This window comes from Micromonospora sp. URMC 105 (assembly GCF_051386295.1).
Classification (GTDB): Bacteria; Actinomycetota; Actinomycetes; order Mycobacteriales; family Micromonosporaceae; genus Micromonospora.
Map to the genome: position 1 here is coordinate 24,661 of NZ_JBPQTL010000005.1, position 23,496 is coordinate 48,156.

At 70.3% G+C, this 23,496-nt stretch carries 29 protein-coding genes; 16 read left to right on the forward strand and 13 right to left on the reverse strand.

What is annotated here, in order from left to right; all coding sequences use genetic code 11:
• Positions 1-3: 3 nt before the first annotated feature.
• On the reverse strand, positions 4-252 hold the full coding sequence (locus ACSNN7_RS03130) for a flavin reductase (RefSeq protein ID WP_436678975.1): 249 nt from the start codon (positions 250-252) through the stop codon (positions 4-6).
• Between the two features lie 324 nt (positions 253-576).
• On the opposite strand from ACSNN7_RS03130, the gene ACSNN7_RS03135 reads away from it, so the two are divergent.
• The 4 genes from ACSNN7_RS03135 (at position 577) to ACSNN7_RS03150 (ending at position 3,228) form a co-directional block, all read left to right on the forward strand.
• The gene (locus tag ACSNN7_RS03135; RefSeq protein ID WP_436678976.1) at positions 577-1,323 is read left to right on the forward strand and encodes a DUF5753 domain-containing protein; all 747 of its coding nucleotides are present in this window, start codon (positions 577-579) and stop codon (positions 1,321-1,323) included.
• Positions 1,311-1,505: a DUF397 domain-containing protein gene (locus tag ACSNN7_RS03140; RefSeq protein WP_436678977.1), complete on the forward strand. Its 195-nt coding sequence runs from the start codon at positions 1,311-1,313 to the stop codon at positions 1,503-1,505. Before ACSNN7_RS03135 ends, ACSNN7_RS03140 begins: the two co-directional genes overlap by 13 nt.
• Before the next feature lie 86 nt (positions 1,506-1,591).
• Complete coding sequence (locus ACSNN7_RS03145; RefSeq protein ID WP_334454715.1) at positions 1,592-1,987, forward strand: YciI family protein; 396 nt, start codon at positions 1,592-1,594, stop codon at positions 1,985-1,987.
• Positions 1,987-3,228 carry an RNA polymerase sigma factor gene (locus tag ACSNN7_RS03150; RefSeq protein ID WP_436678978.1) on the forward strand — a complete coding sequence of 414 codons (1,242 nt, stop codon included), beginning with the start codon at positions 1,987-1,989 and terminating at the stop codon, positions 3,226-3,228. The genes ACSNN7_RS03145 and ACSNN7_RS03150 overlap by 1 nt, the downstream gene beginning before the upstream one ends.
• A gap of 7 nt (positions 3,229-3,235) precedes the next feature.
• On the opposite strand, the gene ACSNN7_RS03155 is transcribed toward ACSNN7_RS03150, so the two are convergent.
• The 3 genes from ACSNN7_RS03155 to ACSNN7_RS03165 all read right to left on the reverse strand — a co-directional run bounded on the left by ACSNN7_RS03155 (position 3,236) and on the right by ACSNN7_RS03165 (position 5,949).
• Entirely contained in the window at positions 3,236-4,402 is a 1,167-nt protein-coding gene (locus ACSNN7_RS03155; RefSeq protein WP_436678979.1) for a hypothetical protein, read from the reverse strand.
• Between the two features lie 122 nt (positions 4,403-4,524).
• The gene (locus ACSNN7_RS03160) at positions 4,525-5,016 is read right to left on the reverse strand and encodes a nitroreductase/quinone reductase family protein (RefSeq protein ID WP_436678980.1); all 492 of its coding nucleotides are present in this window, start codon (positions 5,014-5,016) and stop codon (positions 4,525-4,527) included.
• 99 nt (positions 5,017-5,115) lie between these two features.
• Positions 5,116-5,949, reverse strand: coding sequence for an alpha/beta fold hydrolase (locus ACSNN7_RS03165; protein WP_436678981.1), 834 nt, complete (start codon positions 5,947-5,949; stop codon positions 5,116-5,118).
• A 68-nt stretch (positions 5,950-6,017) separates the two neighbouring features.
• Between ACSNN7_RS03165 and ACSNN7_RS03170 the strand changes: the two genes are divergently transcribed.
• Both ACSNN7_RS03170 and ACSNN7_RS03175 read left to right on the forward strand, forming a co-directional pair.
• The gene (locus tag ACSNN7_RS03170) at positions 6,018-7,067 is read left to right on the forward strand and encodes a sigma-70 family RNA polymerase sigma factor (protein ID WP_436678982.1); all 1,050 of its coding nucleotides are present in this window, start codon (positions 6,018-6,020) and stop codon (positions 7,065-7,067) included.
• 150 nt (positions 7,068-7,217) lie between these two features.
• Positions 7,218-8,591: a glycosyl hydrolase family 18 protein gene (locus ACSNN7_RS03175; protein ID WP_436678983.1), complete on the forward strand. Its 1,374-nt coding sequence runs from the start codon at positions 7,218-7,220 to the stop codon at positions 8,589-8,591.
• A 171-nt stretch (positions 8,592-8,762) separates the two neighbouring features.
• On the opposite strand, the gene ACSNN7_RS03180 is transcribed toward ACSNN7_RS03175, so the two are convergent.
• Positions 8,763-9,341 carry a dienelactone hydrolase family protein gene (locus tag ACSNN7_RS03180; protein ID WP_436678984.1) on the reverse strand — a complete coding sequence of 193 codons (579 nt, stop codon included), beginning with the start codon at positions 9,339-9,341 and terminating at the stop codon, positions 8,763-8,765.
• A 228-nt stretch (positions 9,342-9,569) separates the two neighbouring features.
• On the opposite strand from ACSNN7_RS03180, the gene ACSNN7_RS03185 reads away from it, so the two are divergent.
• The 3 genes from ACSNN7_RS03185 to ACSNN7_RS03195 all read left to right on the forward strand — a co-directional run bounded on the left by ACSNN7_RS03185 (position 9,570) and on the right by ACSNN7_RS03195 (position 11,426).
• On the forward strand, positions 9,570-9,707 hold the full coding sequence (locus tag ACSNN7_RS03185) for a hypothetical protein (protein WP_436678985.1): 138 nt from the start codon (positions 9,570-9,572) through the stop codon (positions 9,705-9,707).
• Between the two features lie 46 nt (positions 9,708-9,753).
• The gene (locus ACSNN7_RS03190) at positions 9,754-10,047 is read left to right on the forward strand and encodes a hypothetical protein (protein WP_436678986.1); all 294 of its coding nucleotides are present in this window, start codon (positions 9,754-9,756) and stop codon (positions 10,045-10,047) included.
• Between the two features lie 200 nt (positions 10,048-10,247).
• A complete protein-coding gene (locus ACSNN7_RS03195) occupies positions 10,248-11,426 on the forward strand; it encodes a low temperature requirement protein A (protein WP_436678987.1) in 1,179 nt (392 codons plus the stop codon).
• Between the two features lie 38 nt (positions 11,427-11,464).
• On the opposite strand, the gene ACSNN7_RS03200 is transcribed toward ACSNN7_RS03195, so the two are convergent.
• On the reverse strand, positions 11,465-12,406 hold the full coding sequence (locus tag ACSNN7_RS03200) for an RNA polymerase sigma-70 factor (RefSeq protein WP_436678988.1): 942 nt from the start codon (positions 12,404-12,406) through the stop codon (positions 11,465-11,467).
• A 171-nt stretch (positions 12,407-12,577) separates the two neighbouring features.
• Here ACSNN7_RS03200 and ACSNN7_RS03205 point away from each other — a divergent pair, with 171 nt between their 5' ends.
• A complete protein-coding gene (locus ACSNN7_RS03205) occupies positions 12,578-13,063 on the forward strand; it encodes a carboxymuconolactone decarboxylase family protein (protein ID WP_436678989.1) in 486 nt (161 codons plus the stop codon).
• A 154-nt stretch (positions 13,064-13,217) separates the two neighbouring features.
• Here the strand turns inward: ACSNN7_RS03205 and ACSNN7_RS03210 are convergent, their stop codons facing one another.
• A complete protein-coding gene (locus ACSNN7_RS03210; RefSeq protein ID WP_436678990.1) occupies positions 13,218-14,414 on the reverse strand; it encodes a low temperature requirement protein A in 1,197 nt (398 codons plus the stop codon).
• A 143-nt stretch (positions 14,415-14,557) separates the two neighbouring features.
• Positions 14,558-15,376, reverse strand: coding sequence for a type I methionyl aminopeptidase (gene map / locus ACSNN7_RS03215; protein ID WP_436678991.1), 819 nt, complete (start codon positions 15,374-15,376; stop codon positions 14,558-14,560).
• A gap of 90 nt (positions 15,377-15,466) precedes the next feature.
• On the opposite strand from map, the gene ACSNN7_RS03220 reads away from it, so the two are divergent.
• From ACSNN7_RS03220 to ACSNN7_RS03230, 3 genes are all read left to right on the forward strand, one after another.
• Positions 15,467-15,733 carry a helix-turn-helix domain-containing protein gene (locus tag ACSNN7_RS03220; protein ID WP_436678992.1) on the forward strand — a complete coding sequence of 89 codons (267 nt, stop codon included), beginning with the start codon at positions 15,467-15,469 and terminating at the stop codon, positions 15,731-15,733.
• 358 nt (positions 15,734-16,091) lie between these two features.
• Complete coding sequence (locus ACSNN7_RS03225) at positions 16,092-16,496, forward strand: RidA family protein (RefSeq protein ID WP_436678993.1); 405 nt, start codon at positions 16,092-16,094, stop codon at positions 16,494-16,496.
• Between the two features lie 301 nt (positions 16,497-16,797).
• Positions 16,798-17,031 (forward strand): hypothetical protein, encoded by a 234-nt coding sequence (locus ACSNN7_RS03230; protein ID WP_436678994.1) that lies wholly within the window; start codon positions 16,798-16,800, stop codon positions 17,029-17,031.
• Positions 17,032-17,092: 61 nt separating this feature from the next.
• Here the strand turns inward: ACSNN7_RS03230 and ACSNN7_RS03235 are convergent, their stop codons facing one another.
• On the reverse strand, positions 17,093-17,875 hold the full coding sequence (locus ACSNN7_RS03235) for an alpha/beta fold hydrolase (protein ID WP_436678995.1): 783 nt from the start codon (positions 17,873-17,875) through the stop codon (positions 17,093-17,095).
• A gap of 61 nt (positions 17,876-17,936) precedes the next feature.
• Here ACSNN7_RS03235 and ACSNN7_RS03240 point away from each other — a divergent pair, with 61 nt between their 5' ends.
• Positions 17,937-18,497 (forward strand): TetR/AcrR family transcriptional regulator, encoded by a 561-nt coding sequence (locus ACSNN7_RS03240; RefSeq protein ID WP_436678996.1) that lies wholly within the window; start codon positions 17,937-17,939, stop codon positions 18,495-18,497.
• A 48-nt stretch (positions 18,498-18,545) separates the two neighbouring features.
• Here the strand turns inward: ACSNN7_RS03240 and ACSNN7_RS03245 are convergent, their stop codons facing one another.
• Positions 18,546-18,800: a hypothetical protein gene (locus ACSNN7_RS03245; RefSeq protein ID WP_436678997.1), complete on the reverse strand. Its 255-nt coding sequence runs from the start codon at positions 18,798-18,800 to the stop codon at positions 18,546-18,548.
• A gap of 230 nt (positions 18,801-19,030) precedes the next feature.
• Between ACSNN7_RS03245 and ACSNN7_RS03250 the strand changes: the two genes are divergently transcribed.
• Positions 19,031-19,726, forward strand: a complete 696-nt coding sequence (locus ACSNN7_RS03250) for a hypothetical protein (RefSeq protein WP_436678998.1) — start codon at positions 19,031-19,033, stop codon at positions 19,724-19,726.
• A 342-nt stretch (positions 19,727-20,068) separates the two neighbouring features.
• Here ACSNN7_RS03250 and ACSNN7_RS03255 read toward each other — a convergent pair whose 3' ends face one another.
• From ACSNN7_RS03255 to ACSNN7_RS03265, 3 genes are all read right to left on the reverse strand, one after another.
• Complete coding sequence (locus ACSNN7_RS03255) at positions 20,069-20,530, reverse strand: hypothetical protein (RefSeq protein ID WP_436678999.1); 462 nt, start codon at positions 20,528-20,530, stop codon at positions 20,069-20,071.
• 679 nt (positions 20,531-21,209) lie between these two features.
• Positions 21,210-21,431, reverse strand: coding sequence for a hypothetical protein (locus ACSNN7_RS03260; RefSeq protein WP_436679000.1), 222 nt, complete (start codon positions 21,429-21,431; stop codon positions 21,210-21,212).
• A 164-nt stretch (positions 21,432-21,595) separates the two neighbouring features.
• Positions 21,596-21,970 (reverse strand): hypothetical protein, encoded by a 375-nt coding sequence (locus ACSNN7_RS03265; protein WP_436679001.1) that lies wholly within the window; start codon positions 21,968-21,970, stop codon positions 21,596-21,598.
• Positions 21,971-22,221: 251 nt separating this feature from the next.
• On the opposite strand from ACSNN7_RS03265, the gene ACSNN7_RS03270 reads away from it, so the two are divergent.
• Positions 22,222-22,935, forward strand: coding sequence for a hypothetical protein (locus ACSNN7_RS03270; protein ID WP_436679002.1), 714 nt, complete (start codon positions 22,222-22,224; stop codon positions 22,933-22,935).
• Positions 22,936-23,496: the final 561 nt, after the last annotated feature.

Sequence of the window (23,496 nt, forward strand, 5' to 3'; positions counted from 1 at the left end):
CGGCTAACGGGCTCGGGCCCAGGTCAGGAAGCGTTCGGTGAGGTTCTCCGGCACGGCCTGCCCATTGAGCTGGGAAAGCTGTGCGCCCGCCTCGGCCATCAGCGTGCTCAGGTAGACCAGCAGCGCGGTGCGGTCCTCGCGGTACTCGACCAACAGCGCCAACCGCGCCGGCTGGCAGGGCCACTCCGCGCCGCAGGCCCGACACCGCCAGAGCGGGCGCATCGGCAGGTGCGGTCGAAGCGGCCGGCTCACCGTCCCACCACTGTGCGAGCCGCCCGGAGGAGCGCGAAACGCTCCCGTGCGTCCATCGAGGCGTCCGGGCGCACGGTCCGGCCGTGCAACCCGGACGAGGCCGCGCCCTCGATCAGCCGCCGGTGGAGGACGGCCGAGACCGGGAAGGGAGCGGTCTTACGGCTTGGCGGGTGGGCGATGGCAGCGAATCGCATCGGCAACTCTCCTCTGTGTGCGGAGCTGGCACGCCGTACTCGATCGCCACCTTGCCAAGCGTTGCCGGATCAACACACTGCGTTGCACTATGTACCTGGGACATCAGTGACGATCGGTGCGGGGAGCAGGATGAATCGGGCGGTGCAGGTAGCCATGGCCGAGGCCGGTGAGACTGCCGACAGCCTCGCAGCGCAGGTCGGCGTCGATCCGAAGACAGCTGCTCGCTGGGTGAGCCAGGGGCGGATACCGCAGACCCGGCACCGTTCACAGGTCGCGGCGATTCTCGGCAAGGACATATTGGAGCTGTGGCCAGATGTACTGAAGCGGCGAGAGCCAGCTTGGTTCCGTCCCTGGGCAGAGATCGAGCGGGAAGCGTCCGGGCTGCGATGGTACGAGTCCGCTGTCCTGCCCGGTTTGCTACAGACCGAGGACTACGCCCGTGCCGTCCTGGCGAGTGGACCGTTGATGGCAGAGGCGGAGAGCTACGTCGAGAACCGCCTTCGTCGGCAGGCCGCCGTCTTCGACCGTCCACGGCCACCGCTGGCGGTCTTCGTGATCGACGAAGCGGCGCTTCGACGCGGAGACCCGGACGTCATGCACCCGCAAATGGACCACCTGATCAGGATGGCGCAGCGGCCCAGCGTCATGGTGCACGTGCTGCCATTACGCGCTGGGCTCCATCCCGGCCAGGCGGGACCGTTCATCATCGCGACGACACCGGATGGTGAGGAGGTCGGCTACCTGGACGACCAGTCGGCCGGTCGCATCACCAACGACATTGCTCCCCTGTGGGCGGTCTGGGATACCGTCAGGTCGGTGGCGCTTCCGCGCGACCAGACCATCGATCTCCTGAAAGCACGAGCATGGATGACCTGACCGGCGCGCGGTGGCGTACCAGCTCCCGCAGCAGCTCCAACGGCGGCGCCTGCGTGGAGGTCGCTGACAACCTCCCCGGCGTCATCCTCGTCCGCGACACGAAGGACCGCGCGGGCGGCACCCTGGCCTTCAGCCACGCCGCCTGGCAGGCGTTCGTCACTCGGGTCACCGCCCGGCCCTGACCTGTTGTCCGGCTCGGCCCGGCGGCTCCGACGTTCCCGGTGACGGCCCACCCGGGCCCACCGAGAGGAGCGACACCGTGAAGTACATGATCATGCTGTACGGCTCGCAGCGCGACTACGACGCAATGGCGGGCCGCCCCGGCGACAACCCGCCGCCGATGTCGCCGGAGCAGGTCGCGGCGATGCACGCCCACATGGAGGCGGTGCACAAGGAGATCGCCGAGTCCGGCGAGCTGGTGGACGGCCGGGGCCTGACCGCTCCGGTGCACGCCCGGCGGGTGCAGCTGCGCCAGGGCGCGCCCGTGGTGACCGACGGCCCGTACCCGGAGACGCAGGAGGTGCTGGCCGGCTTCACGATCGTGGAGTGCGACAGCTTCGACCGGGCCACCCAGATCGCCGCCCGGTTCGTCAACCCGGACGCCGAGGGCGAGTACGTGGACGTGCGGCCGGTCGCCGAGGGCATCGAGGACCTGAACGGCTGATGAGCGCCGAAGCCGTCGAGGACCTGCTGCGGCACCTGACGCCGCAGGTCCTCGGCGCGGTGGTGCGCCGCTACGGGCACTTCGACGCCGCCGAGGACGCCACCCAGGAGGCGCTGCTGGCGGCCGCGACCCGGTGGCCCGTCGACGGCGTACCCGATGATCCGCGCGCCTGGCTGATCACCGTGGCCGCACGGCGCCTGACCGACCTGCTCCGCAGCGAACAGGCCCGGCGGCGGCGCGAGGACGACGTCGCCCGGCGGCTGCCGCCCGAGCAGTGGCTCGCTCCCCCGGCGGACCGGCGGGCCCCCGACGACGACAGCCTGGTGCTGCTCTTCCTCTGCTGCCATCCCGAGCTGCCACCGGCGGCGCAGATCGCGCTGACCCTGCGGGCCGTCGGCGGGCTGAGCACCGCCGAGGTGGCCCGGGCGTTCCTGGTCCCGGAGCCCACGATGACCCGCCGGATCACCCGCGCCAAGCAGCGCATCCGCGACAGCGGCGTGCCGTTCGGCCTGCCCACCGGCACCGACCGGGAGGCCCGGCTGGCCGCCGTCCGGCACGTGCTCTACCTGATCTTCAACGAGGGGTACGCCAGCACGTCCGGGCCGCTGCTGCGCCGGGTCGACCTGTCCGGCGAGGCGATCCGGCTCACCCGGATGCTGCACCGGCTGCTCCCCGACGACGCCGAGGTGACCGGCCTACTGGCGTTGATGCTGCTCACCGACGCCCGCGGCCCGGCCCGCGTGGGGCCGGGCGGTGAGCTGGTCCCGATGGCCGAGCAGGACCGCAGCCGCTGGCGCGCCGACCAGATCGCCGAGGGCGTCGCCCTGGTCAGCGCGGTACTGCCGCGCGGCGACGTCGGGCCGTACCAGGTGCAGGCGGCGATCGCGGCGGTGCACGACGAGGCCCCGAGCGCGGAACAGACCGACTGGCCGCAGATCGAAGCGCTCTACGAGGTGCTGACCGGTCTGTCGGACAACCCGGTGGTGGCGCTCAACCACGCGGTGGCGGTGGCGATGGCCCGCGGCGCGCCCGCCGGGCTCGACCTGCTCGCCGGGCTGGCGGACGACCCACGGCTCGCCGGTGACCCGCGGCTGCCCGCCGCCCGCGCGCACCTGCTGGAACGCACCGGCGACCTCGACGCGGCACGGTCGGCGTACGAGGAGGCGGCGCGACGGTCGATGAACCTGCCGCAGCAGCGCTACCTGTACGGGCGCGCCGCCCGCCTGGCCGAGGCCGGTTGAGCCGGTCTCACCACTGCCCGCCGGGCACCAGCACCCGGGTGGCCTGCGGCAGCGTGGTCAGCACCCGGCGGCTGTCGCTGCCCGGCTCGACGGCGACCAGCTCGGTGCGCCCCTTCGCCCAGCGGGTCAGCACGATGTCGGCGCCGACGGTGCCCTCGTACCCTTCGGCGACGCCGGACCCGAGCAGGGCGAGATCGATCCGCCCGGCCGGCTCCCCGGCGGGGACGGCCACCCCGATCAGCGCAGTCGCCGGGATCGCCGGCGCCCCCTCGGGCAGGTCGGTCGGCTGCAGGTCCCGGCGGCCGACCTGCAACCAGACCCGGGCCGGCGTCCCGCCGCCGTACAGCAGCGGCACGATCGCGTTGAAGGACTCGCCGGGACCCAGCTGCCCGGGCCGCAGCACCGGCACGGTCCGGGTGGCGCCGGTGGCGAGGTCGCGCACCGTGACGGCCAGCTCCGGCGGGGCCGTGGCGCCCGGAGCAACCGGAGTCAGGTCGACCAGGACGAGGTGCCGGCCGTCGACGAGGGTGACCACGTCGGTCAGCGGGGTGGCCGCCACGTCCAGCCGGCGCAGCGTCCCGTCGCGCATGGAGAGCACCGAGAAGGCGCGGCTCGACTGCGACAGCTCGGCGAGCACGACGGCACCCGAGTCGGTGGACCAGCGCCACAGCGCGTACCCGGTCGGCACCGCCCGCTCCGTGGTGTCGGTCAGGTCCCGGATCCACCACTGGCCGCCGCGGCGTACGGCCAGCCACCGGCCGTCCGGGGACAGCGACTGGTTCACCGGGCCGAGCTCGGCCGGGGTACGGCCCACCCGGAACTGCTCGCCCGAGCGGGTGACCAGGTGGATGTCGCGTTGCCGCATGGGCCGGGCCGCCTCACCGGCGGCGTCCGGCGGCTGGACGTCGTACAGGAAGGCGGCCGGTCCGACCGCGCGGCCGGCTGGCAGGTCCGCCAGGGCGGGCGGCGGATCCAGCCGGGCCGGCAGCCGGGCCGGCAGGTCCCGGGGCGCCACGGCGGGCGCGCCGGCCTCCCCCGCCGACGGGCCGTCGGTGCGCGGTCGCAGGCCCAGCAACCCGACCGCGCCGCCGAGCAACGCCCCGGCCATGAGCACCGCGAGCCACCCGCGCCCGCTTCCCCGTCGTGGCGCCGGTTCCTCCACCGTGGATGCCATCCCCGTCTCCCCCGTTCCCGCAGGCGGTCGCCGCCGCCTGCGGGCACAGCGAAGCCGAGGCCGGCGGCGCCGTCAACGGCGTGCCGTGATTCGACGCCCGATGTCTACCTGATCGAGACCGGTCAGGGGCGCGGCGCGGGTTGCACCCGGAACACCGGATGCCGGGCGGCGACCGCGGCGAACTCCGCCGGCGGGGCGCGGCGGTCGACCCGCAGGTGTGGCCGGGCGACCGGGGTCAGCTCGAGGTAGCGGCGCAGGATCGGGGGTCGCCGCGCCACGTCGATCTCCCGCAGCAGGACGTGCTCCCGCACGCCGTGGCGCAGCACCGCCCGCCCGCCCGCCGCCCGCACGTTGCGCACCCAGTCGGCGTGCTCCCCCAGCATGGACACCAGGTAGCGGTCGCCGTCGACGTCGGCCACCACCACCGGTACGGCGATCCTCCGGCCGGTGCGCCGCCCGCGTACCTCCAGGGTGACCGCACGGCGCGGGGCGAGCACCCCGGTGGCGAACTGAGCGGCGTCCACCCGGTGCAGCACTCGCGCCAGCCGGCCGGGACGGTCGCCGGGGTACATCCGGCGCATGCCCTCGTACAGCAGCTCCACGATCCGGCGCACGCCCACCTCCCACCGTCCCTGCGTCGAGTCTGCGCGCCGAGGGCCGGTCGTCGCAGCGGTGTCGCTGATGCGGATGCCGTCCCACGTCGCCGGGGCGGGTCAGCGGGTGGCGAGCACCTCCCGCAGGCGGGCGGCGAATCGCGGCGGGTCCTCGGCGAAGCCGACGTGCCCGCCGGGGAACATCGTCGGCGCGACACCCAGCGCCTCGGCCAGCGCCCGCGAGGTGCGGTCACAGACTTCGCCGGTCGACTCCTCACCCAGGCCGACGATGACCCGGGTCGGCCCCTCGCGCAGGGCGGCGACGTCCGGCTCGAACCGGGTCGTGCCGGCGATCATGTGTACGTACTGGAAGTGCTCGTCGGCGGCGGCCTGCGGCTCGGGCTCGCCGCCGAACATGGCCTGGACGACCTCCTCGGGCAGCGCGATGTTCGCGGTGGCGAGGAACTGCCGCCCCGCGCCCAGCCGATCGCCGGCGAGGTACGTGGCGACCATGGCGTCCTCCCGGGCGAAGAGCTCCTCCCGGTCGTCGAGCAGGCCGAGCAGCGGCGGCTCGTGGGCGATGACGGTGTGCGCCCGCTCCGGGTGGGCCTGGGCGAGGGCGAGGACGGTGACCGCGCCGCCGCTGGAGCCGAGCACCGCGGCCGGGCCCGCGTCGAGGTGGGCGATCAGCCGGGCGACGTCGTCGGCGCGCAGCTGCGGGGTGGAGTCCTGGTGCGGGTCGTGCAAGCGGCTGCGGTTGATGCCGCGCGGGTCGGTGGTGAGCACCGTGTGGTCGGCGGCCAGCAGGTCGGCCAGCGGCGCGAACGCCTCGGCGTCCATCGGGGCGGCGACCAGCGCCACCAGCGGCCCCCGGCCGCGTACCTCGTAGTGCAGCCGGCCGTCGGGGACCTCCAGGGTCGCGGTGCTGACGGATGTGGTGGACGTGCTGCTCATCGGTTCCTCCCGGTCGTGGCGTGCGCGTTCGGGATGCAGACTCCCGCCGTACGGCAGAATCGTCGCTCGTGAGCCTTGTTTCTCCGCGCGTCGCCGACGGCGCCGCCGGCGCGGCGCTGGATCGGGCCCGCGCGGGCGACCAGGACGCCTTCGCGGAGCTGGTGGCGCCGCTGCGCCGCGAGCTGCACGCGCACTGCTACCGAATGCTCGGCTCCGCGCACGACGCCGACGACGCCCTGCAGGAGGCGCTGCTGCGGGCATGGCGCGGGCTGCCGCGCTTCGAGGGGCGCAGCTCGGTGCGCTCGTGGCTGTACACGGTGGCCACCCGCACCTGCCTCGACGTCGTGGCCGGCCGGGGCCGCCGGGCGCTCCCGGTCGACCTCGGCCCGTCCAGCGACCGGGCGGTGCTCGACGGTGTGCCCGCCGGTCACGTCGCCTGGCTCGGCCCCTACCCCGACGGCGGGCTGACCGGCGGTCCGGCCGCCCCCGACGCCCGCTACGAGCAGCGGGAGGCCGTCGAGCTGGCCTTCGTCGCGGCGTTGCAGCACCTGCCGGGCAACCAGCGGGCCGCGCTGCTGCTTTTCGAGGTGCTGGGGTTCTCCGCCGCCGAGATCGCCGCCATGATGCGCACCTCGGTCACCTCGGTGAACTCCGCGCTGGCCCGCGCCCGGCGGCTCGTCGCCGACCGGGTGCCCCCGGCCAGCCAGCAGCAGACCCTGCGCAGCATCGACGACGCCCGGCTGCGGGAGATCGTCACCGGCTACGCCACCGCCCTGGAGAACGGCGACACCGAAGCCCTGGTCGCCCTGCTGACTGAGGACGTCACCTGGTCGATGCCGCCGTTGCCGCACTGGTACCGGGGGCTGGCGGCGGTCGGCGACTTCGCCCGCGAGCTGCCGATGACCCGCTGCGGGAGCTGGCAGCACCGCACGACCAGCGCGAACGGGCAACCGGCGGTGGCGTCGTACCTGCGCACCGACGACGTCGGGGCGTACCGGGCGTGGTCGATCAACGTGCTGACGCTGCGCGACGGGCGGATCGACGCGATCACGTCGTTCCTCGGGGCCGAGCACTTCCCCGGGTTCGGGCTTCCCGACTCGCTGCCGACCCATCGATGAGGATGTTGACGCTTTAGTTAATACTCCTTAAGATTTGCCTTCCTCGAGGAGCCCGTCCCTGTCCTGCTCGTACGCCCGTTCCGGCGGCTGTCCCACCCAGCGCCGGCCGGGGCGGCAGGACGCCGCGCCCCGCCCAACGGGAGGCCCTCGATGTCCTCACCACGTCCCCGCCGTCTCCGCGCCCTGGCCGCCGGACTGCTCGCGCTGATCACTGGCGGCGCGGCCCTCACCCTGGCCCCGGTCCCGGCCGAAGCCGCGGTCCTGCCCAACAACTTCAAGAGCGTCGGCTACATGCCGTCCTGGGCCGGCAACGTCAACACGGTCCAGTACAGCAAGCTCACCCACATCAACTACGCATTCGTGCTGCCCAACAACGACGGCAGCCTGCGGCCGGTGGAGAACCCCGGCAAGCTCTCCTCGCTCGTGTCGCTCGCGCACGCCAACAACGTCAAGGTGTCGATCGCTGTCGGCGGTTGGAACGACGGCAACGACTCCGCGTTCGAGGCGCTCGCCGCCAACTCCGGCACCCGCAGCGCGTTCGTCAACAACGTCGTCAACTTCGTCAACCAGTACAACCTCGACGGCGTCGACATGGACTGGGAGTACCCCGACCCGGGCGCGTCGGCCAACAACTACTCCCTGCTGATGCAGCAGCTCAGCAGCGCACTGCACAGCCGCGGGAAACTCCTCACCGCCGCCGTGGTCGCGGAGGGCTACTACGTCGACGGCGTACCGAGCGCGGTGTTCGGCTACGTCGACTGGCTCAACATCATGGCGTACGACGGTGGCAGCCCGCACGCCAACTACGACTGGTCGGTCAGCAGCATGAACCTGTGGAAGTCGCGCGGCCTGCCCGCCGGCAAGGCGGTGTTCGGAGTGCCGTTCTACAGCCGGCCCGGCTACTACACCTACTCCGCGCTGGTCAGCATGGACCCGGCCAACGCCAATCGGGACTGCACGACCGTCGCAGGCGTACAGCAGTGCTACAACGGCATCCCGACAGTCAAGCGCAAGACCCAGTGGGCACTGGCCAACGCCGGCGGCATGATGAACTGGGAACTGTCCCAGGACACCACCGGCTCGACCTCGCTGGTCAGCGCGATCTACGACACCGTCATGGGCGGCACGAGCCCGGGCGGACCGACCGGCCCGATCACCGGCATCGGCGGCAAGTGCGTCGACGTCGCCGCGGCGAACACGGCCAACGGCACCCCCATCCAGCTTTACACCTGCAACGGCACCGCCGCGCAGACCTGGACGGTGGCCACCAACGGCACGCTTCGGGCCCTGGGCAAGTGCGCCGACGTGACCAGCGGCTCCACCGCCAACGGAGCCAAGGTCCAGCTGTGGGACTGCAACGGCACCGGCGCCCAGGTCTGGCAGGCACAGGCCAACGGCACGCTGCGCAACCCGCAGTCGAACAAGTGCCTGGACGCCACCGACAACAGCTCCGCCAACGGCACCCGGCTGCAGATCTGGGACTGCTTCGGCGGCGCCAACCAGGTCTGGCGCCTACCGGCCTGACCCACCACCGGCCGCCGTCCGCGCCTGCCTGGCACGGACGGCGGCCGCGCGCTTGCCGACAGGACCACCCGCGACGGTACGCAGGGCGAAGCGCTCAACGGACCTGCTGGTACGAACCCACCGGCCGGTGACCGGCGCAGCGCGAACGCGGCTTCCGCAGGCGGCGCGGGCCTACCCCACGCGGCCGAGGAAGGCCAGCACCCGTTCGGTGAGCAGCGCGGCGGCCGGCTCGTCGTAGGAGGAGAGGCTGGAGTCGGCGAAGAGGTGCTGCGGACCCGGGTAGAGGAACAGCTCGGCGTCCGGGGTCGCCGCGACGAGGGCCTGGGCGGCATCGAGGTCCCCCTCGTCGACGAAGAACTCGTCGGCGTCCATCCCGTGCACCTGCACCGGTACTCCGGCCGGCCATTTCCCGCCGAACTCCGAGGTCGGGATGCAGCTGTGGAACAGCAGGGCGCCCTTCGCGCCCGGCCGGGTCTGGGCCAGCAGCTGTGCCGATATGACCCCGAGCGAGAACCCGGCGTACACAAGCCCCGCGGGCAGCCCCTCGGCCGCGAGCCGGCCGCGCTCCATGACCACGTCGAACCCGACCTGCCGGCCGTAGTCCACACCCTGGTCCAGGGTCTCGAAGGTCTTCCCGTCGTAGAGGTCCGGGGTGTGCACGGTGTGCCCGTCCCTCCTCAGCCGGTCGGCGAAGTCGCGGACACCCGGTGTCAGCCCCTGCGCGTGGTGGAACAACAGCACCTCAGCCATGCCGTCCCTCTCTGTGGAATCTCCTCGTACGCGTCGCACCGGATGATGCCCGGCACGCCCGACAGTTTCCCGAGCCGGGCTGACGGCGTACCGGGATCGCGCGCCCCTGGACGACCGGTGAACGGCAGGCGTCCGCGCGGGCCTCGACGGTACGGTCCGGCGACCAGCTCCAACTACGTCCGCGTCGTCGACGGTTGCGCGGAGTACCGGTCGATCCCCTTCCGGTACATGTGGCCGGCGGAGCTGGACCTGATGGCCCGGCTCGACGGGCTGCGGCTGCACGACCGCTGGGACGGCTGGAACCGCGCGCCGTTCACCGGCGAGAGCCGCCAGCAGGTCTCGGTCTGGGAGAAGCCCGTCGGCTGAGCTGTGCGATCCTGGCGGACACCGGCCCGGTCAGAGCGGAGACCCGATGGCAACCCTGTTCCTCAGCCGACCGCCGCACGACTTTGCCCTGCTAAGGCGGATCTTGGTGACGGTGGACGGACGCCGGGTCGCCGGGATACGGCCCGGCCAGTCGACGAGCGTGACCGTGCCGAGCGGCCAGTACCTCGTCCAGGCGAGCCTCGACTGGACGCGCAGCGAAACGCTGACCGTCCAGGTGGGTGACGAGGAGACGGTGGCGCTGGAGGTGTCGTGCCCGGTCCGCGCCTACTGGCAGACCTGGATCGCGCCCTCGCGGGCGCTGGGCATCCGGCGCGCCTGACCCGCACCGGCGCCCCTCACACTTCGACAATCGCCGGTCGGCCGCCCTCGGGTCTACTACCTTTGACCGTGGCGGTGTGAAGCCAGCCGGGAGCACCGGCCGCTGCCCTGTGGCGTACCCGGGAAGCTCCGGTCGGCCGACGGCCTGGACGTTCCCCCGGCGCTCGGGCCGGGCGTCGCGAGATCGAGAAGGCCGAAGTGATGGATCGTGGACGCCGGCCGATAACACGGACGCCGGGTGCTTCCCAGCGGACGGATCTGCTGGAGCTCTTCTTCGACCTCGCGCTCATCGCCACCCTGACGCTGGCCTCGGAGAAGATGGCGGCCGAGCAGAGCTGGACGCACATCGCCCAGGCACTGCTCGCCCTGTCGACGCTCTGGGCGGTCTGGGTGACCACCACGTCGTTCACCGACCTCTACAGCCCTCAGGAACGACCCGTCCAGCTCGTGATCCTGGGCGTCATGTTCGGCGGCATGCTGATGTCCGCCGCCCTGCCGACCGCGTTCACCGACCACGGCCTGGTGTTCGGCGCGGCCTGGGCCGGGATCAACTGGGGCCGGGCGCTGGTGGTCATCCCGTCGCTGCGCGGCCGGCCGGAGCAGCAACGATCGAAGCGCGTCCTGCTCTGGACCACGGTCTCCGGCGTCCTGTGGATCGTCGGCGGCCTGGTCACCTCTCCCGGCACGCGTCTGACCGTGTGGCTGGCCGCTCTCACCGTGGACTACCTCGGCTTCGGTCTGCGGTTCCCGATACCCGGCCGACCGCCGCTGCCCAAGTACGACGTGGTGCCGGAGCACCTGGCCGAGCGGTACCAGCAGATCTACGTCCTCAGCCTGGGCGAGCTCATCCTGGTAACGGTCCTCACGCTGAGCGACATGCCGTTCAGTACGGGTCGGATCACGGCGTTCGCCACCGCATTCGTCGCGGCCATGCTGCTGTGGTGGAGCTACGCCCGGGGAGCCGGGGCCAGGCTGAGGACCGCCATCGAACAGTCCCCGCACCGGGAACGGCTCGTCCAGACCAACCCGTACGTCCACTGGCTCATGGTGGTCGGCGTGGTCGGCGTCGCCGCCGGATTCAAGCACGTCATCGAGCATCCGACGGAGCGGCCGGACGACACCATCATCGCGCTCATGCTGGGCGGCGCGGCGCTGTTCCTGATCGGGCGGGCCGCCCTCGACCATGAGGTCCTCGGACGCATCCCGCTCTCGCACGTGATCGGTGTCCTCGCCGCCGCCGCCCTCGCGCCGGCCACCCCGCACCTCTCGAACCTGGTCCTGAGCTTCGGCACCGTCATCGTCCTGTCGGGGGTCGCGGCGGTGGAGTTCTTCAGACGGCAGCGCTCGGACGGGGCCCTGGTGCCGGCTGAGCGGCCCTGACGTCCTGGAATGCGTTCGGCAACCGCCCGCGTCACGAGTCAGCGGCGCAGGGCGGTCGCCCGCTCCATGTGCGACAGCTTCTCGGGATTGCGCACGGCGTAGAGCCCGCTGATCAGCCCGTCGTCGATGCGTACCGCCACAACGGTGTCGATCTCGCCGGCCTGCCAGAGGATCAGAGCCGGGTAGCCGTTGACCTGCGCCGGCCGCAGCGACGCCGTGCCGGCGAGCCTGCCGAACCCGGCGGCCAGCAGGCGGGCCACCTTGTCGGCCCCCACGATGGGCCGCGGGACGGCCTGCCTGATCCCGCCACCGTCACCCAGGAGGACGACATCCGGTGCGAGGATGTCGAGCAGGCTCTGCAGATCGCCCGTCTCGGTCGCCCGCTGGAACGCCTCGAGCGCGTCCCGGGCCTCGACCGCGGAGACGACCCCGCGCGGTCGACGCGCCGCAACGTGTGCCCGGGCCCGGTGCGCGATCTGGCGGACCGCGGCCTGGCTCTTGTCGACGGCTTCGGCGATCTCGTCATACCCGACGTCGAACACCTCGCGCAGCACGAACACCGCCCGCTCGGTCGGCGTGAGCGTCTCCAGCACCAGCAGCATCGCCATCGACACGCTGTCGGCCAACGCCACGTCCTCAGCCACGTCCGGCGTGGTGAGCAGCGGCTCGGGCAGCCACGGACCGACGTAGGACTCCCTGCGACGGCCGAGCGTACGCAGCCGGACGAGTGCCTGGCGGGTGGTGATCCGGACCAGGTAGGCACGGTGGTCCCGCACCGTGCCGAGGTCGACGCCGGCCCATCGCAACCAGGTCTCCTGCAGCACGTCCTCGGCGTCGGCGGCCGAGCCGAGCATCTCGTAGGCGACGGTGAACAGCAGGTTGCGGTGGGCGACGAACGCCTCGGTGGCGAGGTCCGGGCGCTCGTCGCCGCTGCTGCCCCTGCCCCGATCGTCGGGTGCGGTCTGCGACGTGCCGATCATGGGTGACTCCTGTTCACGCGCGACTGTGTCACCCACCAGATGCCGGGCCCGGCGGTGGTGTGACATCGAAGCCTGGTTGTGGCGGGCGTCACGTGAGCCACGCTGTCACACGCACCTGATCGCCGGCATCTCGTGTCCGTCCCGTGCCACACCACGAGGAAGGACGAACTCATGGACGTTCGATTCAACATGCTCGACAACGAGATGGCGGCCAAGTTCTTCGCGCGCTTCGCCAACGCCGGCCTGGTGATCCATCAGTCGCCGCTGCCCAGAACCACGCAGGAGCTGGTGTCGCTGCGGGCCAGCCAGATCAACGGCTGCGGGTGGTGCATCGACATGCACACCAAGGAGGCCGCGGCCGCCGGTGAGACCTCGGTCCGGCTCAACCTGGTCGCCGCCTGGCGCGAGTCGACCGTCTTCACCGAGGCCGAGCAGGCCGCGCTGGCGCTCGCCGAGGAGGGCACCCGGCTCGCCGACGCCCACCACGGCGTCTCTGACGAGACCTGGGCACGGGTACGCGACCACTACGACGACGACCAGATCGCCGCGCTGGTCTGCCTGGTCGCCCTGATCAACGCGGCCAACCGGCTCGCGGTGATCGTGCACCAGCAGGGAGGTTCCTACCAGCCCGGCATGTTCGCCGCCGCGTTCCACTGATCGGCCGACGAGTCCGGCCCGGCCCGGGATCATTCGATTCCGGGCCGGGCCCGCACAGGTCCGGGCGTACCGCTGGCCCTTGAGCTGTTCACGCAGCTCAGGAGGAGCAGAGCGAGCCTGGGTCGGATGCGGTCCGGAGTCTGCTCGGCGGCGCTCAGCGTTGCCGTCGGGTCGACTGCGGCGGCGAGGGCGCCTCACCTGGGTTCTTCCGCTCGCGCAGCGTGTCCCATGCCGCGATGCCGGCCAGCACGGTGGCTGCGCTGCCGGTGGCGATCAGCGGCGGCAGACGGAGCATCACGGGTGCCAGTGCGGCAAGCGCGAAAAGGCCGCTGACCCGGGACGGGGACACCCGGCCGAACACCTCGTATTCGAGGCGGGCCCGCCCGGCCAGGAAGAGCGCGGGCCCACCGAGGATGACCGCGAGCCACAGCGGATCACCATGGTGGGCCGGATGGTGGATGACCAGTGCGTGGCCGACGCCGGTCGCGAGGATGCCGATCACGATGATCAGATGGGTGTGGAAGCCGGACCGACCGAGCCGAGCAGGGTTGGGGATGGCCTCGATGGCGGTGGGCAGCACCGCCCCAGCGCGGTGGAAGTAGATTCGCCACATCAGCATCGTGCTGGCGAAGGACACGACGCTCGGCACCACACGATCGGGTTTGAACTCCTCGGCGAACGTCACTCCCGTGAGCAGGATCGTCTCGCCGAGCGCGATGACGATGAACTGCTGAAATCGCTCGGCGACGTGCTCGCCGGCGAGCTTCCAGTCGTCGACACGGGTGCGGCCAAGTCGCGGAACGGGCCAGCCGAGGGCGAGCCCCGCGTAGTCCAACGTCAGCGCCAACGTCCACAGGACCCCGCGCATGGGACTCTGCGGGACGAGAACCGCCCCGGCGATCCAGGGTACGGCGGACACCGCTGTCCAGCAGAGTGCCCGCACGGGGGTGTGCCGTTCACGGTCGTACCGGCCGAGCAGGAGCACGACGCACTTGCCGAGTTGGACGGCGACGTAGGTGACCGCGAAGACCACGCCTCGATCGCCGAACGCGAATGGCAGCGTCACCGCCATGATCATGCTGCCGAACATGGCCAGGACGGTCACGAGCCTGATCAACGGCTGTCGAGGGTCGAAGGCGCTGGTCACGAGCGCCGCGCGGACCCAGGTCAACCAGAAGGCCAGCAGCAACAACGCCGTCTGACCGAGTTCCGGCAGCACGGCCGGGCGCTGCGTGGTGAGGTCCGCGATCAGCCGCTCCGAGATCCCGGTGAGTGCGAAGACGTACACCAGGTCGAGTAGGAGCTCCCCCTCGCGGCCGCGGAGCAGGCCACGCAGGCCACCGACCGTCATCTGCCGCCCGTTTCCGCTCCGCCTCGCGCCACTGTTGACGCAGTCGTACCACGCCGGTCGGGGCCGCCGACGCGGATAGGCGGAACCCTGGTGCTTCAGCAGGCGATCCCCCGCCCTGGGTCAGGCCGAGGCGGGCACGTGGGTCAGGAGGCGGTGGCGGACTTCCTGGTGGGGCCGGCCGGGGTGCTGTCGTGGGCGGGGCGGCGGGTCAGGACCTGGGGGCCGGACGCGGTGATGGCGACCGTGTGCTCGGAGTGCGCGGTGCGGGAGCCGTCGGCGGAGCGGATGGTCCAGCCGTCGTCGTCGAACCTGATCTTGTCGGTGGAGCGGCAGAACCAGGGCTCGATGGCGATGGTGAGGCCGGGGTTCAGTTTCATGCCGCGGCGGGCGCGGCCGTTGTTGGAGACATGCGGGTCCTCGTGCATGGTGCGGCCGATGCCGTGGCCGCCGAACTCCGCATTGACGCCGTAACCGTAGGAGTGGGCGACCTCGCCGATCGCGGCGGAGATGTCGCCGAGGCGGCCGCCGGGCTGGGCGGCGGCGATGGCGGCTTCCAGCGCGACCTCGGTGGCCTCGATCAGCTTCAGGTCGGCCGGGTCGGGGGTGCCGACGACGACGGAGAGCGCGGAGTCGGCGACCCAGCCGTCGATGCCGACCGCCATGTCGATGCTGAGCAGGTCACCGTCGCGCAACACGTCGTCGTGCGGCAGGCCGTGCAGCACCGCGTCGTTCACCGACAGGCACAGCACGTTGCGGAACGGGCCGCGGCCGAACGAAGGGGCGTAGTCCCAGTAGCAGGACTCGGCGCCGCGTTCGGCGATCCGGCGGCGGGCGTGATGTTCGAGGTCGAGCAGGTTCACGCCGACTGCGGCGAGACGGCTCAGCTCGGCGAGCAGTTCGCCGACGAACTGGCCGGCCACCGCCATCCGGCCGATCTCCTCGGCGGACTTGAGCTCGATCACGACAGCCTCCCCCTCCGGATGCGGTATTTTTATACCCAGTATTTTTATACCACGCCAGGTCGGGACGCTCCGGCGGGATATCCTGCTGACATGGTTCGCCAGCCGCTCACCGCCGAACAGATCGCCGCCGGCCGACGCCTCGGAGTCGCCCTCCGGGCCGCGCGGGCCGGCCGCAGCCTCGTCGAGGTGGCCCTGGCAGCCGGCATCTCCCCCGAGACGCTGCGCAAGATCGAGGCCGGCCGCCTTCCCGCACCGGCGTTCGGCACGGTGGTCTGCCTCAGCCAGGCCCTCGACGTCCCCCTCAGCGACCTGGCCGACGCCTGGCGGGCCGACATGCCCGTCCGCCAGGCGTCCTAGGAGCCTGCCGCCCAAGGACCCCAGCAGGAGCGGCGCAGTCCTTCCCGCGGCGTTGGATCATCCGCCAACTCGGCGCCGCATGCCCACTGCCTCCCGTAGGCTGCCAAGAAAGAAACGTGCCTGCCCGCGCAGTTCAGGAGCCGGCGAATGCTGGTTTCTCACAGCCACGGATCTTTCCTCGAAAGGCCACGGTCGACGTGCGGCGCCAGCGCATCGAGGGAAGCGAAGGCCGTGCCACCTGCGCAGCGAAGTCCTTCGACTCCGACCGTATGAATGACTCCCCAGCCTGACGCGGAGGCCACCCCGCCTATGTAGTTGCTGCGCGGACACGCATTACTTCATCTCACATGGAGGGCTCTTGAGCGCCACGGTGAAGTCTTTCAATTACGGCGTTCCCTGGGAGGGTCAGTTCGGATTCAGCCAGGCGATGCAGGTCGGCGACACGATCTACATCTCGGGGCAGCTCGCACACGACGCCGAGGGGAACTTCGTGGGAGAGGGCGACTTCGACGCCCAGATGAAGGCGACGTTCGAGAACCTGGACAAGGTGCTGGCCCACTTCGGCGCTTCCCGGCGCCAGGTGGTGGAGACCACGGTCCTCGTCGTGGGCCTGCGCGAACATTTCAACGCCGCGGCTGCGGCACACGCACGGTACTTCGGGGACCACCGTCCGACCAGCACCGCCAGTGGCGTGGTGGAACTTGCCCTGCCGGCCCAGCTCGTGGAGATCGGGGCCGTCGCTCGCCTGGACCTTCCCTCCTGACCATGTTTACGGCGATCGTGGTGATCTCTACCCGCGTCGGATCTTGACGCTCGGCATCCGGCTGCGGCGGTACCACCCGTCGCTTACCGACCTGGACACCTGATCGAGGCCCTCGCCGTGCCATGGCCACGGCGAGTCTCGCGGCAGCTCAGGATGGGGCTCGGGCGTGCCGCCGGGGAGGATCAAGGCCATGGGACACAGGTCTGCCAGGTGGGCATGGTCGAAGGTCAGCACGGTTCACGAGGTCCGTGGTGGGGACACCGCCGAGTGTGCCGGCGAGATCTACTCCTACCGGTACCGCTTGTACGCGCCCTCCGACAGCTTCTACGAGCGCCGCGTCGGCGTGGCGTGGTGCTCGATCTGCCGCGAGTACTCCGCCGCCATGGTCTTCGTACCGCGGAACGAACACCTCCCGGACCTGCTTGCCGATCTGTCCATGCCGGAGCGTGACAGGCTCGCTCGCAGTGAGGTGAAGCTGCTCGATCACCTTGACCGCCTCGTCCGGCGAGGGATCTGGCCGGCACGCCAGCCGTGATCGGCGGACGAGCTAGCCGCGTACTGGATCGTGCATCCCGCGGGCCGCGGCATTCGCCAAATCATGCGCCATCGACGGCGGCCCCGCATTCGTGATCGTTGCTAGACCGTCGAGGCGCATGGAACGGCTGCGGGGCTGGTGCGACCGATACGCCCGCGGTCGCGACGAGTCCGGCGAGGGTGGGTGTCTCGGCCATGATGCCGATGTGGCCGCGGCGCGGGACGAGCACGAGGCGGGCGTGTGGCGCGGTGGCCAGAAACTGTCGCTCGTCCGCGCGGAACGGGTCACGGGCGCCGTTGAACAGCAGCACGGGTCCCGGATAACGGCGGAGGTCCGCGATCGGGTCCAACGCGGATATGGCCGCGACGACCTCGGGCATCACCGCGCATCGGATGCCGCCGGCGATCATCGCCTCGGCGATCGGGCCTGGCAGCGCTCGCCGGAATCCGTACGCGCTGACCCGGTCGGCGACCTCCGGGTTGCCCGCCGCGAGCCGGGCCATGAGGCGGTAGACGGAGAGGAACGCTCCGCGTGGCCGGACGGTGCAGCCGCCTGCCACGAGGGCCGCGACCCGGTCCGGGTATCGGGCGGCGGTGGCGATCGCCAGAAAACCGCCGAGCGAGTGCCCGACCAGCACGGCCCGACCGCCCACATCGTCGATGGCGGCAAGGATCGCCTCGACCGCGCTGTGCGTGGTGAACCGCTCGGCGTGCCTCGTGCCGTGGCCGGGCAGGTCCGGCGCGGCGGTACGGCCGCCGACGAGTGCGGCGACCGGCCCCCACATGCTGCCGCTGAGCCGGATGCCGTGGACGAACACCGTAGGGATCGTGCCGGCTGCGGCCATGGCGCCCCCTTCGCTAATCCAACGCAACGTTGCGTTGCAATTCTAGTGTAGGCTCCCGGTCATGGCTGACGGAAGTGGACCGCGGCGGACCGCGGAGATCCTCGACGCGACGCTGCACCTGCTCGCCGAACGCGGGTACGAGCGGCTCACGATCGAGGGTGTCGCCGAGCGCGCCGGCGTGAACAAGACCACCATCTACCGCTGGTGGCCGTCCAAGGCCGCGCTGCTCGGCGCGGCGTTGATCGACGCACCCCTGCTGCGGTTCACCGCACCGGACACCGGCAGCCTGCACGGCGACCTGACGGCCCTCGTCCGGGCACTGGTCAGGCTGCTCACCGAGCCGCAATCGGCCGCCGTCGCGGTCGCCGCGTTCGGCGCCGCCGCACAGAACGCCGAGCTGTCGGCATACGCGAAGGCATTTTTCGCCGACCGCCTCGCCGCCGAGATGCCGATCTTCACGCGTGCCGCCCAGCGTGGCGAACTGGCCGCCGACGCCGACCCGATGCTCATCATGGACACACTCGCGGGCGCGGTCTGGGTCCGCGTCGTGCTGCGCCAACTGCCGCTCGAGGAGGGCTTCCCAGCGAAGCTCGCGTCGATGTTGCACGCGGGAATCACGTAGCAGTCCCGGCTCGGCCAGCCGCGTCCACTCCTGTCGTCACCCAGGCTGTCACTCACCCGTCGTGGGCCGCCCGCTCCCCCGGAGGCGTTCGCGAGCAGCTTCCAAGCGCGTCTTGTAGTCGGGCATGAACAGCTCAGGCAGCGACGTCTCCAAGGGACCGCTGATGCCGTACAACGCCGACCAGACGGCAGGGTCGTCGACAAGGCGGTCGAACGCCTGCGTCCCGATGACGCGATCGAGCCAGTCTGACAGCACCAGCGCCTGGTCGTGGCTCAGCGTGATCGCGATGTCGTCCTCGGGCATGCCCAGCTCTCGGTGCTCGGTCGCAGGTCAGGGTGCCCGCGGTGATCAGTTGGCGTTGAACTGTCGCCCGCCTCTCGGCCTGTCGGGCGAAATTGGTGAACTCGGGCGCTGAGCTGCGCAAACAATTGGCGTCGGTAGTGTTACCGCTGCCGGCATCTCTGCCGCCGGCGGGGCGAGTTCGGACGGTGAGGACGGCCAAGGCGACCAGCATGGTCTGCAAGGATGGCTAGATGCCTCTGCGTGGCTATCTCGGTGGCTTTGCACCGCCGGTTGACCCGTCCGTGCTCGTAGACGCCACGCCCTGGCTCGATGACCCCTTGTTCTGGCCAGCGTTCCTGCTCTCCGTAGGCGGCTCCTATACCGCTGCGGTGGCCTTCGGCATCGATCCAGCGGATGTCGAGGTCTACGCAAAGGAGATGCACCAGGCCGGCAGTTGGCCGGTCATCACCATGGACCTCGCCCGAGGCCACCGCCTGTACATCCTCTTTTGCAACTTTGACGACGATTCGGGATGGGACTACCTGCTTCAGCCGGCGGGATCTGATGCTCTGATCATCGCCGCGGCACTAGAGGGAGGTTTCCACGGGCCGGCCCTCCCATGGTCGGAACTGCTCATGACAGCCAACCAACCGGACTCGATGCGCAGCCAGGCGGAACGTCTCCTCCTACTCCTTCCAGCCGTGGGTGACGCCGGTATCCCAAGCGGGGCCAACAACGTAGTCGCCTCGGCCGTCACCACTATCGGAGCCCAACAGCAACAGAACGAAGTTGCCGGGGAGCTACTGGCCGGAGGCCGTCGATTCTGGGGCGACAGCGAGTGGACCGAACGCAAGGGCCTGCCCGTCTGCCTCGGCCAGCACAGCCCTCGGCACCCGGAATCGCCGATCCACCGGCTTACCCTGATGGCCGAGGCTTTCGGCGGCTAGTGCCCGGACGCATGTCTCCGGCTAGTCGCCCACGTCCAGCCTTCAGGGCGGTGCCTGACCCCTCGCTTGTAAGGTCTGGGCGCTCTGTTCGGTAGGGTCCGTCCGCGTCCGTGACCTCGGGCGGCTGTCCGCGCCCGACCGCCTGCGGCTGACCTTGTCGGGATCCGTTGCTGTCACCGTAGCTGTCGACAGCCGCTGCCAGACCCCCAAACTGCCAGCAGCGGGCGAGGCTCGGTCAATGTCGCCCGGCGCTGCTCAACGAATCCGCCAACCTACGGAGATGTCCGCCGGGATGCACTGCCTTGGCTACTCACGTGGCTACTCGTCGATGAGCGGGCGGGGTCACTCGGCGGGCTGCGCACCATCCTGTGCCACCGGCCCGTCTACATGGCGGCGGACGAGGTCATCCTGCTCCAGAACCAAGTCGACGACCTGCCAGAACTCAGAGAGCCGAGGGTGGCTCAGCCCCTCTTCACGGCTGAGCTTGCGACCGAAGATCGGACTGTCGCCTGCAACCTCGCCACCGTTGACGAGCGTCGCAGCAGGCGTCGGCGAGCCAACTACAGGGCCAACCCGGCAGCCGAAGGTGATGTGATCGTCGAAGCGGTCGTGGCCCCAGCTCCCCAAGATGGCATCGATCCAGACCTCGTGCACCCCGTTGTGGTGGTAGCAACTCGCGAAGTAGGCGGCTAGAGCAGTGTCGCCCTCGTAGATGTTGGCCCAAGTCCGGTCCGCCGGCGTGTTGCAGCAGTGGCAGACGAACTCTCGTACCTGGCGGCTGCTCTCGTCGATCGTGAGGTTCACGGCGCGAACACTAGTGGCGGTCAGCGCCGAGGGCGATCCCTCGGTTGTAAGAACTGCGCGCATCGTCCGCCGGCGTCCGTTCACGTCGCCGACGTCGGCCGGCTGTCCACGGGGTGTTCGCCCTGGCTGTCTCTGTTCGGACCCGTTGCTGTCACTGTTGCTGTCGCGTCTGCGGCCCCTCAGAGGAACACCTGCGATGCCACAATGTGGCATGGCTTCTGGGCGCGCCGACTGGCGTGCAGCCCTGCGCCGGCCGACCGGTCTAGTGCTCTACCGCGCCGCACCGAAGTGGCGGTACGCCGTGTATTCCGGCAAGGGCGTGTTGGACGGAGCTCTCTCCCTGCCGTCTGACGTCTCTCCGACGCAAGCGCAGGCAGCGCTGCTTGGTTTCATTCAGGAGTCCGGCGGCTGCACTCTGACAGTGCGTTGGCAAGAGTCTGACCGACCCGGGTGGTGGTTCGGCGAGGTGCTTGGGAGTGAGGCCAACCAAGACGGTCTCGGCTAAGGCAGCCTTCTGCCGCAGGTACAGATATTGAAGCGGAACTCAGTGCGCCTGTCCTGCTACCAGCGGCGACACCGTTCGGCACCTGCTCACCCAGCTTCTTGGGCTGTCAAGGTTGTTCGCTGGTTGACGACGTTTGACGGGTCTGTGCCCCCTGTTTGCCCCGCGGCCTCCGCCCTACCACTTCCGGCGCCATTCGAGGCGGCCCGGATGCGCCACGGCCGGGACATCCCCTCGCTGGACGTACAGCATCTCGTCCTCAACCCACCAGACATCGCCAACGCGAAGGAAGGCCGGAACTTCCAACGTCAGGGCAAGAAGACACCCATCGAAGCCGCCGGGCAGCCCCTCCAGGTCATCGATCAGCTCCATCCGGCCGACGGTGACGGGCTCGGTCATCACGCCACCATCTTGCGGTACCCGTGTGGCCGGGGCGACGCCTTGACCCCCCGGCAACCAACACAACCGCCTGACCTGCTCCCCCGCGACAGGTGAGCTGCGAGATCGGTCCCCCGGCGTCCACGGCTGTCCGCCGACGTCGATCCCGGTCGTCACTCAGTTAGTCACCCGGTCACCGGGACCTCGTAGTCCCCACGCAAGCCGGTGACCTCGTCACCCTGAGGGTCGTAGATAACCAGGCCGTACCGCTCCGCCAGGTCCAGGACGACGTCTACCGCCTCGCTGCCCCGCGGTGAGTAGCTGATGTTCATCCTCACGTGGTCGATGCCGACACCGAGAGGTGCCGACATCCAGGGCGACTCCGGGTCGTACGGCGGATGATCCGGAAATCGCGCGCACAGTTCCTGGTAGAAGGAGACAATCCGCTGGTCAGGCTCACCGTCTCGGTGTTCCATGCCGTTGCAGTGATCGGCCATCTGCCGCACATCGTCTGCCGTCGTGCAAGGCTCGACCGCCAGGACCACAAGATCAAAACTCACCGCTACATGCTCCCTGACCCGAAGCGGCTCCGTCGACCTCAACCCCACCGCCAGGTTGCAAGGTGCCGCGCATCAGCTTGGGAATCGTGTTGATCTGTACGGCGGGTAGTCGCGTCACCTGGAACATCGCTGCCAACTGTCGATCCCCGGCGACGTTGCGTGCCTGTGCGTCCCCCTGTTGACCGCTGTGTCGAGCACACAACGGGCACGCGGCCCGCCCGAGGCCCTTGCCAGGCACCTACGATGGCCAAATGCCCGACCCCGCGCTCGGTTTCGGTTACAAGCTTCAGTGGCTCGCGGTGCGTGACCGGGCCGCCGACGCTGTCGCTGCCGCGCTGAACCTCAGCCGTCCCACTCCGACCACCTGGCGCGATGCGGTCGCCGCTGCCTACGCCGGTCACGGGCAATGGCTTCTCACACCGCCGCTCGATGGCTGGACGCTTGCTGCTTCAAGAGATGTGCCCGCACCTGAAGACGACCGATTTGCCGCTTGGCTGGCGGCGATAAGCCACCTATTAGGTGAGGTTCAGTACTTCGGAACTCATCGCGTCATTGAGTATCACGGTTGGGGACGCGCCAGGGGCGGCGTTGTGGAACGGGCATTCGCCTATCTCGGCGAGCGAGGCGAGGTGCTGTTCAACGTAGGCGAGCCCACAGTGGAAGAGCAAGAGCTCGGAGTTGGGACCACCTACGACGAGGACGAACAGTCAAAGGAGGATGACGAGACTTCGCCGTGGCCGGGCGAGGAAACTGTGTATCTCGGCGACCAAGGCGTGGTGCTGTTAGACGTAGGCGAGGCCACCTACGACGAGGACGAACCGTGGGACGAGGATGACGAGACTTCGCCGTGGCCGGATGAGGAAACCGTGCTCACGCTCGCAGGCCGATGGAGCATCGACCCGCGGAAGCTAGACGGTGCCGTGGTCGCTGGGCATCCGTGGATCACCTCGGCCGGATCAAGGTAGTCGGAGAGCGACAAACCAATCCAAGGGAACCGCTTCGTCCCGAACGAATGAGCGGCGGGTGGCGAGCTGCCCCTGTCGCCCTGTCGCCCTGCTGACCTGCTGCGCCAATCCGATGTCGTCCGAGCCCGTCCGTCGGCGTGCGTACCGATCGTCACTCAGTCGGTCACCCAAGCTGATCGACTCCGATTGCTATCAGACGCCTTCGCTACGTGCCCAGACACAGGCTCCGGCGGCACAATCACCCCGTGTTCGACTTCGGTATCTCCGGCCTGTCACACGCCTGGGCTTCCGCACCATGGACGGTGGCAAGGTCCCGTAGCGAAAGATCCTCCAGTCGGACGTGTAACCCATGTCCCGAGACTGATCTGTTACGGATGTCCCGAGACCCGACACCGCCGGCGGCCGGTCGGCCTAAGACCTGCTCAGACCTTGGCGGGAGGCGCTGTCCCTGTACCTCGGCCACGCCGACCCGGGCTTCACGCTGCGGGTCTACACCCACCTGCTGCCGACCAGCGAGAACCGCACCCGCCGGGCGATCGATGCCGCCTTCGGACACGGCCC

Excerpts from the sequence above, each read along its gene's own strand:
- ACSNN7_RS03135 (WP_436678976.1), top strand. The coding sequence starts at position 577 with ATGAATCGGGCGGTGCAGGTAGCCATGGCCGAGGCCGGTGAGACTGCC.
- ACSNN7_RS03140 (WP_436678977.1), top strand. The coding sequence starts at position 1,311 with ATGGATGACCTGACCGGCGCGCGGTGGCGTACCAGCTCCCGCAGCAGC.
- ACSNN7_RS03145 (WP_334454715.1), top strand. The coding sequence starts at position 1,592 with ATGATCATGCTGTACGGCTCGCAGCGCGACTACGACGCAATGGCGGGC.
- ACSNN7_RS03150 (WP_436678978.1), top strand. The coding sequence starts at position 1,987 with ATGAGCGCCGAAGCCGTCGAGGACCTGCTGCGGCACCTGACGCCGCAG.
- ACSNN7_RS03155 (WP_436678979.1), bottom strand. The coding sequence starts at position 4,402 with ATGGCATCCACGGTGGAGGAACCGGCGCCACGACGGGGAAGCGGGCGC.
- ACSNN7_RS03165 (WP_436678981.1), bottom strand. The coding sequence starts at position 5,949 with ATGAGCAGCACGTCCACCACATCCGTCAGCACCGCGACCCTGGAGGTC.
- ACSNN7_RS03175 (WP_436678983.1), top strand. The coding sequence starts at position 7,218 with ATGTCCTCACCACGTCCCCGCCGTCTCCGCGCCCTGGCCGCCGGACTG.
- ACSNN7_RS03180 (WP_436678984.1), bottom strand. The coding sequence starts at position 9,341 with ATGGCTGAGGTGCTGTTGTTCCACCACGCGCAGGGGCTGACACCGGGT.
- ACSNN7_RS03185 (WP_436678985.1), top strand. The coding sequence starts at position 9,570 with ATGTGGCCGGCGGAGCTGGACCTGATGGCCCGGCTCGACGGGCTGCGG.
- ACSNN7_RS03190 (WP_436678986.1), top strand. The coding sequence starts at position 9,754 with ATGGCAACCCTGTTCCTCAGCCGACCGCCGCACGACTTTGCCCTGCTA.
- ACSNN7_RS03195 (WP_436678987.1), top strand. The coding sequence starts at position 10,248 with ATGGATCGTGGACGCCGGCCGATAACACGGACGCCGGGTGCTTCCCAG.
- ACSNN7_RS03200 (WP_436678988.1), bottom strand. The coding sequence starts at position 12,406 with ATGATCGGCACGTCGCAGACCGCACCCGACGATCGGGGCAGGGGCAGC.
- ACSNN7_RS03205 (WP_436678989.1), top strand. The coding sequence starts at position 12,578 with ATGGACGTTCGATTCAACATGCTCGACAACGAGATGGCGGCCAAGTTC.
- ACSNN7_RS03210 (WP_436678990.1), bottom strand. The coding sequence starts at position 14,414 with ATGACGGTCGGTGGCCTGCGTGGCCTGCTCCGCGGCCGCGAGGGGGAG.
- ACSNN7_RS03220 (WP_436678992.1), top strand. The coding sequence starts at position 15,467 with ATGGTTCGCCAGCCGCTCACCGCCGAACAGATCGCCGCCGGCCGACGC.
- ACSNN7_RS03235 (WP_436678995.1), bottom strand. The coding sequence starts at position 17,875 with ATGGCCGCAGCCGGCACGATCCCTACGGTGTTCGTCCACGGCATCCGG.
- ACSNN7_RS03240 (WP_436678996.1), top strand. The coding sequence starts at position 17,937 with ATGGCTGACGGAAGTGGACCGCGGCGGACCGCGGAGATCCTCGACGCG.
- ACSNN7_RS03245 (WP_436678997.1), bottom strand. The coding sequence starts at position 18,800 with ATGCCCGAGGACGACATCGCGATCACGCTGAGCCACGACCAGGCGCTG.
- ACSNN7_RS03250 (WP_436678998.1), top strand. The coding sequence starts at position 19,031 with ATGCCTCTGCGTGGCTATCTCGGTGGCTTTGCACCGCCGGTTGACCCG.
- ACSNN7_RS03260 (WP_436679000.1), bottom strand. The coding sequence starts at position 21,431 with ATGACCGAGCCCGTCACCGTCGGCCGGATGGAGCTGATCGATGACCTG.
- ACSNN7_RS03270 (WP_436679002.1), top strand. The coding sequence starts at position 22,222 with ATGCCCGACCCCGCGCTCGGTTTCGGTTACAAGCTTCAGTGGCTCGCG.